This is a genomic window from Microbacterium sp. MMO-10 (assembly GCF_037148715.1).
Classification (GTDB): Bacteria; Actinomycetota; Actinomycetes; order Actinomycetales; family Microbacteriaceae; genus Microbacterium.
Genome location: NZ_JBBCSV010000003.1, coordinates 12971 through 26176 on the forward strand (window position 1 = coordinate 12971; position 13206 = coordinate 26176).

A 13206-nucleotide genomic window follows, 5' to 3' on the forward strand; every position below is an offset into this window, starting at 1 on the left:
ATGACCGTCGCCACCGTGCGGCGCTCCGACGAGGGGAGCCGCGACGACGACCGTCGCGGCTCCCCGCGCTCGGGCCGCCGCCTCGCCGCGCGCATGCACCGCCCCGGGATGTGGTTCGCCCTTCCCGCGGCGACGCTGCTCGCGCTGTTCTTCGCCTACCCGCTCGCGGTGTCGCTGCTGCAGAGCCTGTTCCGCACCTCCGGCGGGGTGAGCACGTTCGTGGGCTTCGACCAGTACACGCGGATGCTGCGGGATCCACTGGTGCTGAAGAGCCTCGGCAACGCGCTGCTGATCCTGGTCGTGCAGGTGCCGATCATGATCGCGCTCGCCGTGGGGCTCGCCTATCTGCTCAACCAGGCGTGGCTGCGGTTCCGCGCGGGGTTCCGGCTGCTCACGTTCCTGCCGTCGATCACCACGCTCGTCGCGTACTCGGTCGTGTTCCGCGTGATCATGACGACCGACGGCGGCATGCTGAACCAGTTACTCGCGCTGTTCGGCGCCGGGCCCATCGACTGGCTCAACAACGAATGGTGGGCGCGGGTCGCCGTGATCGCCTCGATCACCTGGCGCTGGACCGGCTACAACATGGTCATCATCCTCGCCGGCCTCCAGTCGATCCCGCCCGAGCTCTACGAGGCGGCCCGCATCGACGGCGCGGGACGCTGGCAGACCTTCCGGCACATCGTCGTGCCCCAGCTGCGCCCGGTGCTCATCTTCACGAGCGTCACGTCGACGATCGGCGCGCTGCAGCTCTTCGACGAGAACTTCATCCTCACCGGCGGCGGACCCAACAACGCCACGCTCACCCCGGTGCTGTACCTGTACAAGGTCGGCTTCCAGCAGTTCGACTTCGGCTACGCGAGCGCCATCGCCTGGATGCTCGTGATCCTCACCGGGATCATCGCGCTCATCCAGTTCCGCATCATGAGGGAGAAGCCATGACGACGCAGCTGATCACCACCGGCCGGCGTCGCCGCGCCGGCCAGCCGTCCTCGTCCGGCGGGGAGCCGCTGCTGCGGCGGGTCGTGCTGCGCGCCCCGGTCTACGCGATCATGGTCGTGGCGAGCGTGCTCGCGCTCATCCCGTTCCTGTGGATGGTGATCGCCTCGACGCACAAGACCAGCGACCTCTTCGTCACCCCGCTGCCGATCCTCCCCGGCGGAGAGTTCTGGCAGAACCTGGGCCGGCTGCAGGAGAGCGTGGGCTTCGGCCAGGTGATGCTCAACAGCGTCCTCGTGGCCGTGGTCTACACGGTGTTCAGCTCGCTGATCAGCATCATGTGCGGCTACGGCCTCGCGACCTACCGGTTCCGCGGGCGCGGGGTGCTGCTCGGCGTGATCCTGGTCACGATGATGATCCCGATGCAGGTGCTGCTGGTCCCGCTGTTCCAGATGATGGCGAGCGCCGGATGGATCGACACCTATCAGGCGCTCATCGTCCCGTTCCTCGCGAACGCGTTCGGCATCTTCCTGATGCGTCAGGGGTTCCTCGACTTCCCGACGACGCTCATCGAGGCGGCGCGGATCGACGGCGCCTCGGAGCTGCGCACGTTCTACCGCATCGTGCTGCCGGTGGCCCGCCCGCAGATCGCCGCCCTCGTGATCTACACGTTCATCAGCCAGTGGAACTCATTCATCTGGCCGCTGCTCATGCTCAACTCCGAGGACAAGTACACGGTGCCCGTCGCGCTGAACACGATGATCGGACTCAGCCGCGTCGACTACTCCGGGCTGATGCTCGGATCCCTGCTCGCGACCCTGCCGCTGTTCGTGCTGTTCCTGGTGTTCCAGAAGCAGTTCGTGGCCGGCCTCCTCGGCGGCGCCGTCAAGGGCTGACCCGTCGGACCCCCTCTCGTCCCCGCGAGACCGAATCTGCGTCACGAGACCGTGGAACTCATCCGCGGTCTCGCGACGCAGGTTCGGTCTCGCGGACGGATGGCGCGTCCGTGCGACCCGCGACCGTACGGACGTCAGGCCGAGAAATAGGCGCTCGACGAGTTGTCGAGGATGCGCTGCATGCCGTGCGTCCAGTTGACCTTGAGCGCGGCGACCGCGGCGGGGACGTCGCCGTCGGCGAGGGCGTGCGCGATCGCGGCGTGCTCGGCGGCGACGCGGTCGATCTTCACGTCGTCGGCGACGAGGAGGGCCTCGTAGCGGTGGAAGGATCCCCGCACGCTCTCGATCACGTCGAGCAGGCGCCGGTTCGGGCACACCGACAGCATGAGCGCGTGCCACTCGTCGTCCTTGGTCATGACCAGGGAGTGCTCGACGTGCTCGTCGGTGAACGCGTCGGCGAGCTCGACGAGGCGCGCCCCCACGGCTTTCAGCTGGTCGACCGGGCTGAGCTCGAGGGCGAGGCTCTCCAGGGTCGCCATCACCGGGGCGAGGTCCTCGAACTCGCCGGCGCTGAGCGGCACGAAGCGGAAGCCCTTGCCGTTCTCGCTCGTGATCTGCCCCTCCGACTCCAGGGCGATCAGGGCCTCCCGCAGCGGAGTGCGGCTGACGCCGAGCTCGGCGGCCAGCTGCACCTCGTTGATCCCCTCGCCGGGCTGCACCTTTCCGGCGCGCATGCGGGTGAGCAGCTCCTCGCGCACCTGGGAACGCAGGTTCTTGCGTTCGATCGCCATTCGTTCTTCCCCTTCGGCCGGTGCGGTCAGCCTACGGCTTGACCGTATCCCCGCTTCCACCTACGCTTGTTGTATACAGAATACATTGAACAGATCTTCTGTACAGACTCAGAGAGGAGCCTCCGTGGCGCAGCATCCCGACGGCGAGCGGATCCGCGAGGTCCGCATCGACGCCCTGGCGTACGGCGGCGACTACAACCCCGATCAGTGGTCGGAGGACGTCTGGCGCGAGGACATCCGGCTCATGCTCGAGGCGGGCGTGAACATGGTGAGCCTGCCGATCTTCAGCTGGCCCCAGCTCGAGCCCGAGCCCGGCGTGTACGACTGGGGCTGGCTGGACCGGATCCTGGATCTGCTGCACGAGGCCGGGATCCGGATCGACCTCGCCACGGCCACCGCCACCCCGCCGTCCTGGCTGCTGCGGGCCCACCCCGAGATGGCCCCCTGGGACGCGGACGGGCACCGGCTGGAGTTCGGGTCCCGGCAGACCTACTGCCCCTCGTCGCCGATCTGGCGCGAGAACGTCGCCCGGATGACCCGCGCGATCGCCGAGCGCTACGGCGAGCACCCGGGACTCGCGATGTGGCACATCTCGAACGAGTACGGCGACCACGTCTCGCGCTGCTGGTGCCCCGAGTCGGCCCGGCACTTCCGCCGCTGGCTGCAGGACCGCTACGGCGACCTCGACGGACTGAACGAAGCCTGGGGCGTGAACGTCTGGGGCCAGCGCTACACGTCCTGGGAGCACATCGAGACGCCGAAGAAGGCGCCCGGCCCCGTCAACCCCACCAAGCTGCTCGACTTCGAGCGCTTCTCCTCCGACGCGATGCTCGAGCTCTTCCAGGTCGAGATCGACGTGCTCCGCGAGGTCACCCCCGACATCGCGGTCACGACGAACTTCATGAGCATGTTCCGCGACCTCGACTACTGGCGCTTCGCCGAGCGGGAGGACGTCGTCACCGACGACGCCTATCCGGATCCGATGGATCCGACGTCCCACGTCGGCGCGGCGCTCAACTACGGCCTCATGCGCTCCCTCAAGGGCGGCCGTCCGTGGCTGCTGCTGGAGTCGTCGGCCAGCGCGACCAGCTGGCGGGACATCAACGTGCCGAAGGCGCCGGGGAAGATCCGCGTGGAGAGCCTGCAGGCCGTCGCGCACGGATCCGACGCCGTGATGTTCTTCCAGTGGCGCCAGGCCAAGTACGGCCAGGAGAAGTTCCACTCGTCGATGCTCGGCCACCGCGGCGAGCGCTCGCGCAGCTTCCGGGAGACGAAGGCGCTCGGCAACGAGCTCCGCAGGCTCGAGCCGGTGCGCGGCAGCCGGGTGCGCTCCCGCGTGGCGCTCATCGTGGACTGGGACTCCTGGTGGGGATCCAGCGCGATCGAGTCGCTGCCGTCGCAGCGGCTGCAGTGGGCGCCGCAGGCTCGCGCCTGGCACCGCGCCCTCTCCACGCTGGGGCACCCGGTCGACGCCGTGCGCGCGGAGGGTGCCGACGCGGGGACGCCCTTCGACGGCTACGACGTGGTCGTGGCGCCCAACCTCTACGTGCTGGAGCAGGGGCAGGCCGATACTCTGCGCGCCTTCGTGGAGCGCGGCGGGACCCTCGTCGTCGGGCCCTTCTCCGGGGTCGTCGACGCGACCGAGAAGGTGCACGACGGCGGCGCCCCCGGCCCGCTGCGGGGCCTGCTCGGCATCGAGGTCGACGAGCAGTGGCCGATCGCCGACGGCCGCACGGAATCCCTGGCCTACGGCGCGGACGTGCTCGAGGTGCCCAGCTGGAGCGAGTGGATCGAGGCCGACGCGGACGTCGAGATCCGCGGGGCGTACGCCTCGGGCGAGCTCGCCGGGCTTCCGGCGATCACTCGCCGTGCGGGCGGATCCGGATCCGCCTGGTACGTCAGCGCCATGCTGTCTCCCGAGGGTCTCGTCACGGTGTTCCGCGACGTGCTGCGCACGGCCGGCCTCCCCGCCCGCGACGAGGTGTCCCTGCAGGCCGAGGCCGTCACGCGCTCGGACGACGCCACCGACTACACCTTCCTGCTCAACCACGCGGCCGACCCGGTCACGTTCCAGCTGCCGGCCGCCGGCCTAGACCTGCTCAGCGGATCCGAGACGGGCGACGCCGTGACGCTGGACGCGTACGGAGTCGCGGTCGTCGCCACGCCGCGCGCGACGCAGATCCCTTTCCTCACCCTGACCCATACCCCCCGGCCCACCCAGGCCACCCCGTCGAAGGAGCTGGCATGACGCAGACGTTCGTGCACCCCTACATCCCCAACACGGCGCCCGAGATCCACGCCGAGATGCTCGCCGCCGTCGGCGCCGCCTCGATCGAGGACTTCTACGCCGACGTGCCGGAGGACCTGCGCCTGCGCCGTCCGCTGGACGTGCCCGCGCCGTTGCCCGCCGAGCAGGACCTGGCCCGCCACGTGCGCGGGATCCTGGCGCAGAACCGCACCACCGAGGAGCGTCTGAGCTTCCTCGGCGCCGGGACGTACAACCACTACGTGCCCGCGGTCGTGGACGAGGTGATCCGTCGCAGCGAGTTCCTCACCGCCTATGCGGGCGAGCCCTACGAGGACCACGGACGCTTCCAGGCGCTCTTCGAGTACCAGTCCCTCATGGCCGAGCTGCTCGCGATGGACGTCGTGAACGTGCCCACCTATGACGGCTACCAGGCCACGGCCACGGGCCTCGCGATGGCCGGCCGCCTCACCGGCCGCACCAGGGTGCTCGCCGTGAGCGACGTGCTGCCGGAGAAGGACTCGAAGGTGCGCGATTACACGCGCGCCGACCTCGAGATCGAACGGATCCCCAGCGCGGGCGGCATCGCGGACGTCGCGGCCCTGCGCGACCGGCTCTCCGACGACGTCGCGGCCGTCTGGGTCGAGACGCCGAGCTTCACCGGCGCCGTCGAGACGCAGCTGCGTGAGATCGCCGACGCCGCGCACGCCGCAGGCGCCGTGGTCGTGGTCGGCACCGACCCGATCGGCTACGGGGTGCTGACCCCGCCCGCGCTGCAGGGCGCGGACATCGTCACGGGCGACATCCAGTCGCTCGGCCTGCACCAGTGGTTCGGCGGCGCGCACGCCGGTTTCATCGCGGTGCACGACGAGCCGCGATTCGTGATGGAGATGCCCTCGCGCCTCTTCGGCCTGGAGTCCACCGACGTGCCCGGCGAGTACGGCTTCGGCGACGTCGCCTACGACCGCACCTCCTTCGCGCACCGCGAAGAGGGCAAGGAATGGGTCGGCACCGCCGCCGCGCTGTGGGGGATCGCCGCCGGCGTGCACCTCGCGCTCATGGGACCGCAGGGCATGGCCGACCTCGGCGAGCTGCTGCTCGCCCGCACCGCCTACGCCCAGCAGCGGCTCGCCGCGATCGACGGCGTCCGCCTCGGCGACGACGCCCTGCACCTGCGCGAGTTCACGATCCGCTTCGACGGCGCCCGCGCCGCCGACGTCGTCGCCGCGCTGCGCGCCGAGGGCATCGAGCCCGGCGTCGTCGTGGACGAGCGGACGCTGCTCGTCTGCGTGACCGAGGCCACCTCCGCCGCCGACATCGACCGCCTCGCCGCTGCGCTCGCCGCGGCCATCGACACCGAGGAGAAGGACCAGTGAGCCTCCCCGTCGCCCCCAAGCCGAGCCCCCGCCGCTTCCAGCAGGCCAGCTGGGACGAGCCGATCGTCTTCGAGCTCTCCACCCCCGGAGAACGCGGCGTGCTCGTGACGCCCGTCGAGCCCGTCGTGCGCGAGGCCGTCGGCGACGTCGTGGCCGCCCTCCCCGAGGGCATGCGCCGGACGACCCCGCCGGCGCTGCCCGAGATCGCGCAGATGCGGGTGCTCAAGCACTACCTGCGCCTCTCGCAGGAGAACCTCGGATCCGACCTCAACGTCGACATCGGGCAGGGCACCTGCACGATCAAGTACTCCCCGAAGATCAACGACCAGCTCATCGAGGTGCCGCAGCTGCGCGCGCTGCACCCCGCGCAGGACCCGGCCGACACGCAGGGCGCGCTCGAGGCGATCTGGCGTCTCGAGCGGCTCATGGCCGAGATCTCGGGCATGGACGCCGTCTCGCTCGCCTCCCCAGGCGGATCCGCGGGCATCTGGACGAACATCGCGATGATCCGCGCCTACCATGCGTCGCGCGGCGAGGCGGAGCAGCGCGACGAGGTCATCACGACGATCTTCAGCCACCCCTCGAACGCCGCCGCGGCCAAGGTCGCCGGGTACAAGGTCATCACGATCTACCCGGATGCCGACGGCTACCCCGATCTCGCAGCGCTCCAGGCGGCGCTCTCCGAGCGCACCGCGGCGATCATGGTGACCAACCCGGAGGACACCGGGATCTACAATCCCGCGATCAAGGAGTGGGTCGACGCCGCGCACGCGGTCGGCGCCCTCGCCTCCTACGATCAGGCCAACGCCGCGGGGATCCTCGGGATCACGCGCGCCCGCGATGCCGGGTTCGACGTGTGCCAGTTCAACCTGCACAAGACGTTCTCCGCCCCGCACGGCAGTGGCGGTCCGGGGGCCGCGGCCAACGCGGTGAGCGCGGCGCTCGCGCCGTTCCTGCCCGGACCCCGTGTGGAGCGGGTCGACGGACGCTTCGTGGTGCGCGAGCCCGGCGAACTGTCCATCGGTCACGTCGCGCCGGCCCACGGCGTCATCCTGCACGTCGTGCGGGCGTACGCCTGGATCATGGCGCTCGGGGCCGAGGGCATGCTCGAGGCCTCCCGGACCGCGGTGCTGAACAACAACTACCTGCTGAAGAAGGTGCTCGAGATCCCCGGGGCGTCCGCGCCCTACGCGACCGGGCGCCGTCGCATCGAGCAGGTGCGGTACTCGTGGCAGGAGCTGTTCGAGGAGACCGGGATCTCCTCGGAGGAGATCGGCATCCGGATGGCCGACTACGGCTTCCACTACTGGACGAGCCACCACCCCTATGTCGTGCCGCAGCCGTTCACGCTCGAGCCCACCGAGTGCTACTCCAAGGCCGAGATCGACGAGTACGTCGCGGCGCTCGCCCAGGTCGCGCAGGAGGCGCGGGAGAACCCCGAGCTCGTCCGCACCGCGCCGCACAACCAGACCGTGCACCACACCCACCACGACGACCTGGACGACCCGGAGCGCTGGGCGATCACCTGGCGCGCCTACCGCCGGAAGTACTTCGGCGAAGCGCCGGACGGCCCCGCGCGGAGTGCCCTTCCGGATGCGGAGGCCGCGCTCGCCGAGCCCGTCGCGGTCGGAGCCTGATCGCGTGATCGGACTGGTCGTCAACCCTGTCGCCGGAGTCGGCGGGCCCGCGGGCCTCGCCGGCTCCGACGGTGCGGCCGTGCAGGCCCGCGCGGCGGAGCACGGCTCCGTCCCGCGGGCCGGCGGGCGTGCGGTGCAGGCGATGGCGATCATCGCGCGCGCGCATCCCGGAGTGCGGATCCTCACCGCGGCCGGAGCGATGGGCGCCGCCGCGGTCGCCGAGGCGGGACTGGAGCCGGTCGTGGTGTTCACGCCGGTCGGGGATCCCACTTCGCCCGAGGACACCGCCGCCGCCGTGGCGGCCGTGGCCGCCGCCGGAGCGACGCTCGTGCTCGTCGCCGGCGGCGACGGCACCCTCCGCGACGCCGTGCGCGGGCTGACGCCGCCCCCGGGGTCGTCGAGCGAGGACGCCGCGGGTGCCCGTCTTCCGGGGTCGTTGAGCGAGGACGCCGCGGGTGCCCTTCTTCCGGGGTCGTTGAGCGAAGGCGCCTCGGGTGCCCGTCTTCCGGGGTCGTTGAGCGAGGACGCCTCGGGTGCCCGTCTTCCGGGGTCGTTGAGCGAGGACGCCGCAGGCGCCCGAGACGAAACGCCGTCTCCGTCCGGGCACCGTGCCCCGTCCCGCTCCGCCCGCTCGACGCCCACGGGCCGCCCGGCCGTGCTCGGCATCCCCGCCGGCGTCAAGATGTACTCGCCCGTGTTCGCGGTGAGCCCGGTCGCGGCCGGATCCCTCGCCGCCGACTGGATCGGGCCGGATCCCGTCCCCACCGCCGAGCGCGAGGTGCTCGACGTCGATGAGGCGGCGCTGCGCCGCGCCAGGGTCGAACCCGTGCTCTACGGCACGCTCCGCGTCCCCCAGCGTCTCGGCCGCACCCAGGCGCGCAAGGCGCCGACGCCCGCCACCGAGGAGGCCGCGGTCGCCTCCGCGGCACGGGCCGCGGTCGCCGCGATGCGCCCCGGCGTGCGGTACCTGCTCGGTCCCGGCGGCACCACCGCACGGATCGCGGCGGAGCTCGGCGTGGCAAAGACCCCGCTCGGCGTCGACGTCGTGCTCGACGGCGCCGTGATCGCCGCGGGCGCGGACGAGCGGCGCCTGCTGGACGAGGTCGCCGCCGGGCCGGCTCAGGCCGTGGTCACCGTCATCGGCGGCCAGGGCTTCCTGCTGGGACGCGGCAACCAGCAGCTCTCGGCGCGGGTGATCCGCGCGATGGGATCCGCTCCGCTCCTCGTCGTCGCCCCGGAGCAGAAGCTCGTCGACCTCGCCGGGCGCCCGCTCCTCGTCGACACCGGTGACGCCGAGCTCGACGCTGCGCTCGCCGGGCACGTCCGCGTCATCACCGGCGCCGCGGCCACCGCGTTCTACGCCGTCTCCGCCCCCGAGACCACCCCCGTCTGACCCCCACCCGCAAAGGAACCACCATGCGACTGCAGAACAAGAACGCCATCGTCACCGGAGGCGCCGGCGGCATCGGCCGCGCCACCTCCCTCGCCTTCGCCGCCGAGGGCGCCAAGGTCGCCGTCGTCGACCTGAACGCCGAGGCGGCCGAGGCCGTCGCCGAGGAGATCCGGGCGGCCGGCGGCACCGCCCTCGCGATCGGCGCCGACGTCTCGAGCGAGGCCGACATCGAACGCGTCGTCGCGGCGGTCGTGGACGGCTTCGGCGGTGTCGACGTCGTCTTCAACAACGCCGGGATCATCCGCCGCACCACGGCGGTCGAGACCACGGTCGAGGAGTGGGACCGCGTGTTCGGCGTCAACGTGCGCGCGATCTTCCTCATGTGCAAGCACGTCGTGCCCGTCATGGCGGCGAACGGCGGCGGATCCATCGTCAACACCGGATCCGGCTGGGGTCTCAAGGGCGGCGGGCAGGCGATCTCCTACTGCGCATCGAAGGGCGCGGTGGTCAACATGACCCGTGCGCTCGCGATCGACCACGGCCCGCAGGGCATCCGCGTGAACTCGGTCAACCCGGGCGACGTCGACACCGGCATGCTGCGCGACGAGGCCCGCCAGCTCGGTCAGGACCAGGCCGGCTTCCTCGCCGAGGCCGCGGAGCGGCCGCTGAACCGGATGGGCCAGCCGTCCGAGATCGCCGCGGCCGTGGTGTGGCTCGCGAGCGACGAGTCGTCGTACGTGACCGGATCCGCCCTCGTCGTCGACGGCGGCGGCATCGCCTGAGGCGCCGCCCCGGCGCGTCGGCGCGGTGCCCCGGGGCGTCGGCCCGGTGCCCCGGTGCGGTTCCCCGGGGGCGCGTTTCCCTCCCTGAGCCGTCTTCCCCTCCCCGGGGAGTCGCTGCTGCGGGGAGGGAAAGGCGAACAGGGGAGGGGAACGGCGCTCGTCCCGGATCTCGTTCAGCCTGCTCGCGTAGAATCGGTCCAATGACCGACGCGCATTCCGACGCCTCCGACCTCGGCGACGCCGTCGGATCCGGCATCGACCCGAACGACCTCGCGACGACCCTCCGGGTGCTCGCCGAGCTGCACGAGCTCGACCAGACCCACCCCGACTTCATCGAGGTGCGCCGGGCCACGGCCGCGATGTTCAAGGCCGCCAAGCGGGTGCGCCGCCGGGAGATCCGCGACGCGATCGCCGAGGCCGACAAGGCCGTGATCGCCGCGACCGCGACGGGCGCCCCCGACCGCATCGACGACGAGACCCGCGGCCTCGACCTCGCGTCGAGCGTGGTGGATGCGCCCACCGCGGGCGAGCTGCTGAAGCCCCGCAACTGCTACATCTGCAAGCAGCCGTACACGACCGTCGACGCGTTCTACCACCAGCTCTGCCCCGACTGCGCGCGGTTCAGCCACGGCAAGCGCAACGCGCGGGCGGATCTGACCGGCAAGCGGGCCCTCCTAACCGGCGGGCGCGCGAAGATCGGCATGCACATCGCGCTGCGGCTGCTGCGCGATGGCGCGCACACGACGATCACGACGCGGTTCCCGCGCGACGCCGTGCGCCGGTTCGCGGCACTTCCCGACTCCGCCGACTGGCTGCACCGCCTGCGCGTGGTCGGCATCGACCTGCGCGATCCCGCACAGGTGATCGCGCTCGCCGACTCGGTCGCGGCCCAGGGGCCGCTCGACATCCTCATCAACAACGCGGCGCAGACCGTGCGCCGCTCGCCGGGTGCGTACTCGCTGCTCGTCGACGCCGAGCTGCAGCCGCTCCCGAACGGCCCGCTGCCCGAGATGGAGACCTTCGGGCACACCGCGGATCCGCACCCCGAGGCGCTGCAGGCGTCCGTCGACGCGCATCCGCTGCTGTCGATCGCCTCTCTCGGCGGCACGATCGCCGAGCAGGGCGGCCAGGCGCTCACCGCCGACGACCTGGCGCGACTCGCGATGGCGCCCGGATCCTCGTCGCTCGCGAAGCACGCCGACGGCAGCGCGATCGACGCGGGCGGTCTCGTGCCCGACGTGAACCGGGTGAACAGCTGGGTGCAGAGCGTGGACCAGGTGGATCCGCTCGAGATGCTCGAGGTGCAGCTCTGCAACACCACCGCGCCCTTCCTGCTCATCAGCCGGCTGCGTCCGGCGATGGCCGCATCGCCCGCGCGCCGCAAGCACATCGTCAACGTCTCGGCGATGGAGGGTCAGTTCTCTCGGCGGTACAAGGGTCCCGGCCATCCGCACACGAACATGGCGAAGGCCGCGCTGAACATGCTCACCCGCACGAGCGCCGCGGAGATGCTGGAGACCGACGGCATCCTGATGACCGCCGTCGACACCGGCTGGATCACCGACGAGCGCCCGCACTACACGAAGGTGCGCCTCGCGGAGGAGGGCTTCCACGCCCCGCTCGACCTCGTCGACGGCGCCGCCCGCGTGTACGACCCGATCGTGCGCGGCGAGGCCGGGGAGGACGTGCACGGCGTGTTCCTGAAGGACTACGAGCCCAGCCCCTGGTGACCGCTCCGCCCCTGGTGACCGCTCAGCCTCTGGTGACCGCTCAGCCCTGACGTCGCGCCGCGCAGTCGGCCGTTCTGCAGGGAGGGTGCGCGTTGTGCAGGGCCGCAGCCTCCGGAAACCGCGTTCGGGGCCGGGAATCGCCAGGATTCAGCCCGCGGGTCCTGCACAACGGCGGGGCGGTCCTGCACAACGGCCGGGGCCTTCTGGATACCGAGGACCGGCGCCCGTCGTCCCCGGAAGGGACGTGCGCGGCGATACCCTGAGCGCACCGGATCCACCGTCCGGACCCGTCCCGAAGGAGCGTCGCGATGATTCCCGAGATCAACTACTGGGCCGTCCTGCTCGCGACCGCGTCGAGCATGCTCGTCGGATCCGTCTGGTACGCCCGCGGTGTGTTCGGCACGCGCTGGGCCCGCCTCGCAGGGATCGACCTCGACAACCCCAAGGGCAACCCCGTCCTGGCCATCATCGCGACGGTGGTCGTGAGCTTCGTCACCGCGTGGGTGCTCGCGGGGGCGACAGCGATCGCCTGGCACTTCTACGGCGGATCCTTCTTCGTCTCGGCGCTGGTCACCTCGATCACGCTGTGGATGGGGTTCACGGCCGCGAGGTTCATCACGCACGACGCCTTCGAGGGGCGCCCCAGCTCGCTGACCGTGCTGAACATCGCGCACGAGCTCGTCACGGTCGTGGTGATGGCCGTGCTCATCGGGGTCTGGCCGCCCGCGCTCGGCTGACTCGTTCAGCGCCGCACGGCGTAGCGATGCAGGGTGACGCCTTCGTCGTAGGAGGCCTGCTCGAGCAGGTCGACGATCACCGGATCCCGGGTCTCGCCCGGACGCGGATCGTCGAACAGCGGCCGGCCGGATCCCAGGATCGCCGGGTGCGTGAACAGCAGCAGCTCGTCGAGCAGCCCGGCGTCGAGCAGGGCGGTGGCGAGCGTCGCTCCGCCGACGCCGATGTCCCCGTCCGTCTCGGCGCGCACGTCGGCCAGCCGGGCGACCGCATCGTCGCCGATCACCCGGGTGTTGTACGGGGCCTCGTGGCGGGTGCGCGAGACGAGGATCTTCGGCTTGTCGGTCCAGATCGCGCCGTACTCCTGCATGAACGCGGGCAGGGACCGGTCATCGCGGGCCGCGGGCCAGTAGTCCTCCATGATCTCGAACACGCGCCGGCCCTGCACCAGGAGCGCCAGTTCGGCGGCACGTCGATTGAACTCGCGGTGCAGCGGCTCGCCGATCCGCATCCAGTCGCCGCCGCCGTCCTCGCCGGGAGCGGCCTCGATCCGCAGATCCAGCGACACGTTCATCCAGTACACGAACCGGCCCATGCGGTCCTCCCATCGTCGGGGACGGTTCCGACGCTAGACCGGGGTGCCGCGCGGTGCAACGCCCCGGAACGGAGTCGTCCCCCTCAG

The 13206-nt window shown here is 71.4% G+C and carries 11 protein-coding genes; 9 read left to right on the forward strand and 2 right to left on the reverse strand.

All coding sequences use genetic code 11. The annotated features are described in order from the left end of the window. Together WFJ17_RS08860 and WFJ17_RS08865 are read left to right on the forward strand one after the other, a co-directional pair. Positions 1-942 carry a carbohydrate ABC transporter permease gene (locus tag WFJ17_RS08860; RefSeq protein WP_336648203.1) on the forward strand — a complete coding sequence of 314 codons (942 nt, stop codon included), beginning with the start codon at positions 1-3 and terminating at the stop codon, positions 940-942. Next, a complete protein-coding gene (locus WFJ17_RS08865) occupies positions 939-1835 on the forward strand; it encodes a carbohydrate ABC transporter permease (RefSeq protein ID WP_336648204.1) in 897 nt (298 codons plus the stop codon). Before WFJ17_RS08860 ends, WFJ17_RS08865 begins: the two co-directional genes overlap by 4 nt. Positions 1836-1969: 134 nt before the next feature. Here WFJ17_RS08865 and WFJ17_RS08870 read toward each other — a convergent pair whose 3' ends face one another. Beyond that, positions 1970-2626, reverse strand: a complete 657-nt coding sequence (locus WFJ17_RS08870; protein WP_251447694.1) for a GntR family transcriptional regulator — start codon at positions 2624-2626, stop codon at positions 1970-1972. A gap of 124 nt (positions 2627-2750) precedes the next feature. Here WFJ17_RS08870 and WFJ17_RS08875 point away from each other — a divergent pair, with 124 nt between their 5' ends. From WFJ17_RS08875 to WFJ17_RS08905, 7 genes are all read left to right on the forward strand, one after another. Continuing rightward, the gene (locus WFJ17_RS08875) at positions 2751-4874 is read left to right on the forward strand and encodes a beta-galactosidase (RefSeq protein ID WP_336648205.1); all 2124 of its coding nucleotides are present in this window, start codon (positions 2751-2753) and stop codon (positions 4872-4874) included. Then, positions 4871-6247: an aminomethyl-transferring glycine dehydrogenase subunit GcvPA gene (gcvPA, locus tag WFJ17_RS08880; RefSeq protein ID WP_336648206.1), complete on the forward strand. Its 1377-nt coding sequence runs from the start codon at positions 4871-4873 to the stop codon at positions 6245-6247. The genes WFJ17_RS08875 and gcvPA overlap by 4 nt, the downstream gene beginning before the upstream one ends. Beyond that, positions 6244-7884 (forward strand): aminomethyl-transferring glycine dehydrogenase subunit GcvPB, encoded by a 1641-nt coding sequence (gene gcvPB, locus WFJ17_RS08885; RefSeq protein ID WP_336648207.1) that lies wholly within the window; start codon positions 6244-6246, stop codon positions 7882-7884. The genes gcvPA and gcvPB overlap by 4 nt, the downstream gene beginning before the upstream one ends. A 4-nt stretch (positions 7885-7888) precedes the next feature. Continuing rightward, positions 7889-9277, forward strand: coding sequence for an ATP-NAD kinase family protein (locus WFJ17_RS08890; RefSeq protein ID WP_336648208.1), 1389 nt, complete (start codon positions 7889-7891; stop codon positions 9275-9277). A 23-nt stretch (positions 9278-9300) separates the two neighbouring features. Next, a complete protein-coding gene (locus WFJ17_RS08895; protein WP_251447681.1) occupies positions 9301-10059 on the forward strand; it encodes an SDR family NAD(P)-dependent oxidoreductase in 759 nt (252 codons plus the stop codon). A gap of 200 nt (positions 10060-10259) precedes the next feature. Then, a complete protein-coding gene (locus WFJ17_RS08900; RefSeq protein WP_251447677.1) occupies positions 10260-11789 on the forward strand; it encodes an SDR family NAD(P)-dependent oxidoreductase in 1530 nt (509 codons plus the stop codon). Positions 11790-12097: 308 nt separating this feature from the next. After that, positions 12098-12526 (forward strand): DUF1761 domain-containing protein, encoded by a 429-nt coding sequence (locus WFJ17_RS08905; RefSeq protein ID WP_251447674.1) that lies wholly within the window; start codon positions 12098-12100, stop codon positions 12524-12526. 5 nt (positions 12527-12531) lie between these two features. Here the strand turns inward: WFJ17_RS08905 and WFJ17_RS08910 are convergent, their stop codons facing one another. After that, positions 12532-13119, reverse strand: a complete 588-nt coding sequence (locus tag WFJ17_RS08910; RefSeq protein ID WP_251447671.1) for a dihydrofolate reductase family protein — start codon at positions 13117-13119, stop codon at positions 12532-12534. Positions 13120-13206: the final 87 nt, after the last annotated feature.

What these genes read in the sequence shown, in the direction of transcription:
- WFJ17_RS08860 (WP_336648203.1), top strand. Translation starts at nt 1, where the DNA reads ATGACCGTCGCCACCGTGCGGCGCTCCGACGAGGGGAGCCGCGACGAC.
- WFJ17_RS08865 (WP_336648204.1), top strand. Translation starts at nt 939, where the DNA reads ATGACGACGCAGCTGATCACCACCGGCCGGCGTCGCCGCGCCGGCCAG.
- WFJ17_RS08870 (WP_251447694.1), bottom strand. Translation starts at nt 2,626, where the DNA reads ATGGCGATCGAACGCAAGAACCTGCGTTCCCAGGTGCGCGAGGAGCTG.
- gcvPA (WP_336648206.1), top strand. Translation starts at nt 4,871, where the DNA reads ATGACGCAGACGTTCGTGCACCCCTACATCCCCAACACGGCGCCCGAG.
- WFJ17_RS08895 (WP_251447681.1), top strand. Translation starts at nt 9,301, where the DNA reads ATGCGACTGCAGAACAAGAACGCCATCGTCACCGGAGGCGCCGGCGGC.
- WFJ17_RS08900 (WP_251447677.1), top strand. Translation starts at nt 10,260, where the DNA reads ATGACCGACGCGCATTCCGACGCCTCCGACCTCGGCGACGCCGTCGGA.
- WFJ17_RS08905 (WP_251447674.1), top strand. Translation starts at nt 12,098, where the DNA reads ATGATTCCCGAGATCAACTACTGGGCCGTCCTGCTCGCGACCGCGTCG.
- WFJ17_RS08910 (WP_251447671.1), bottom strand. Translation starts at nt 13,119, where the DNA reads ATGGGCCGGTTCGTGTACTGGATGAACGTGTCGCTGGATCTGCGGATC.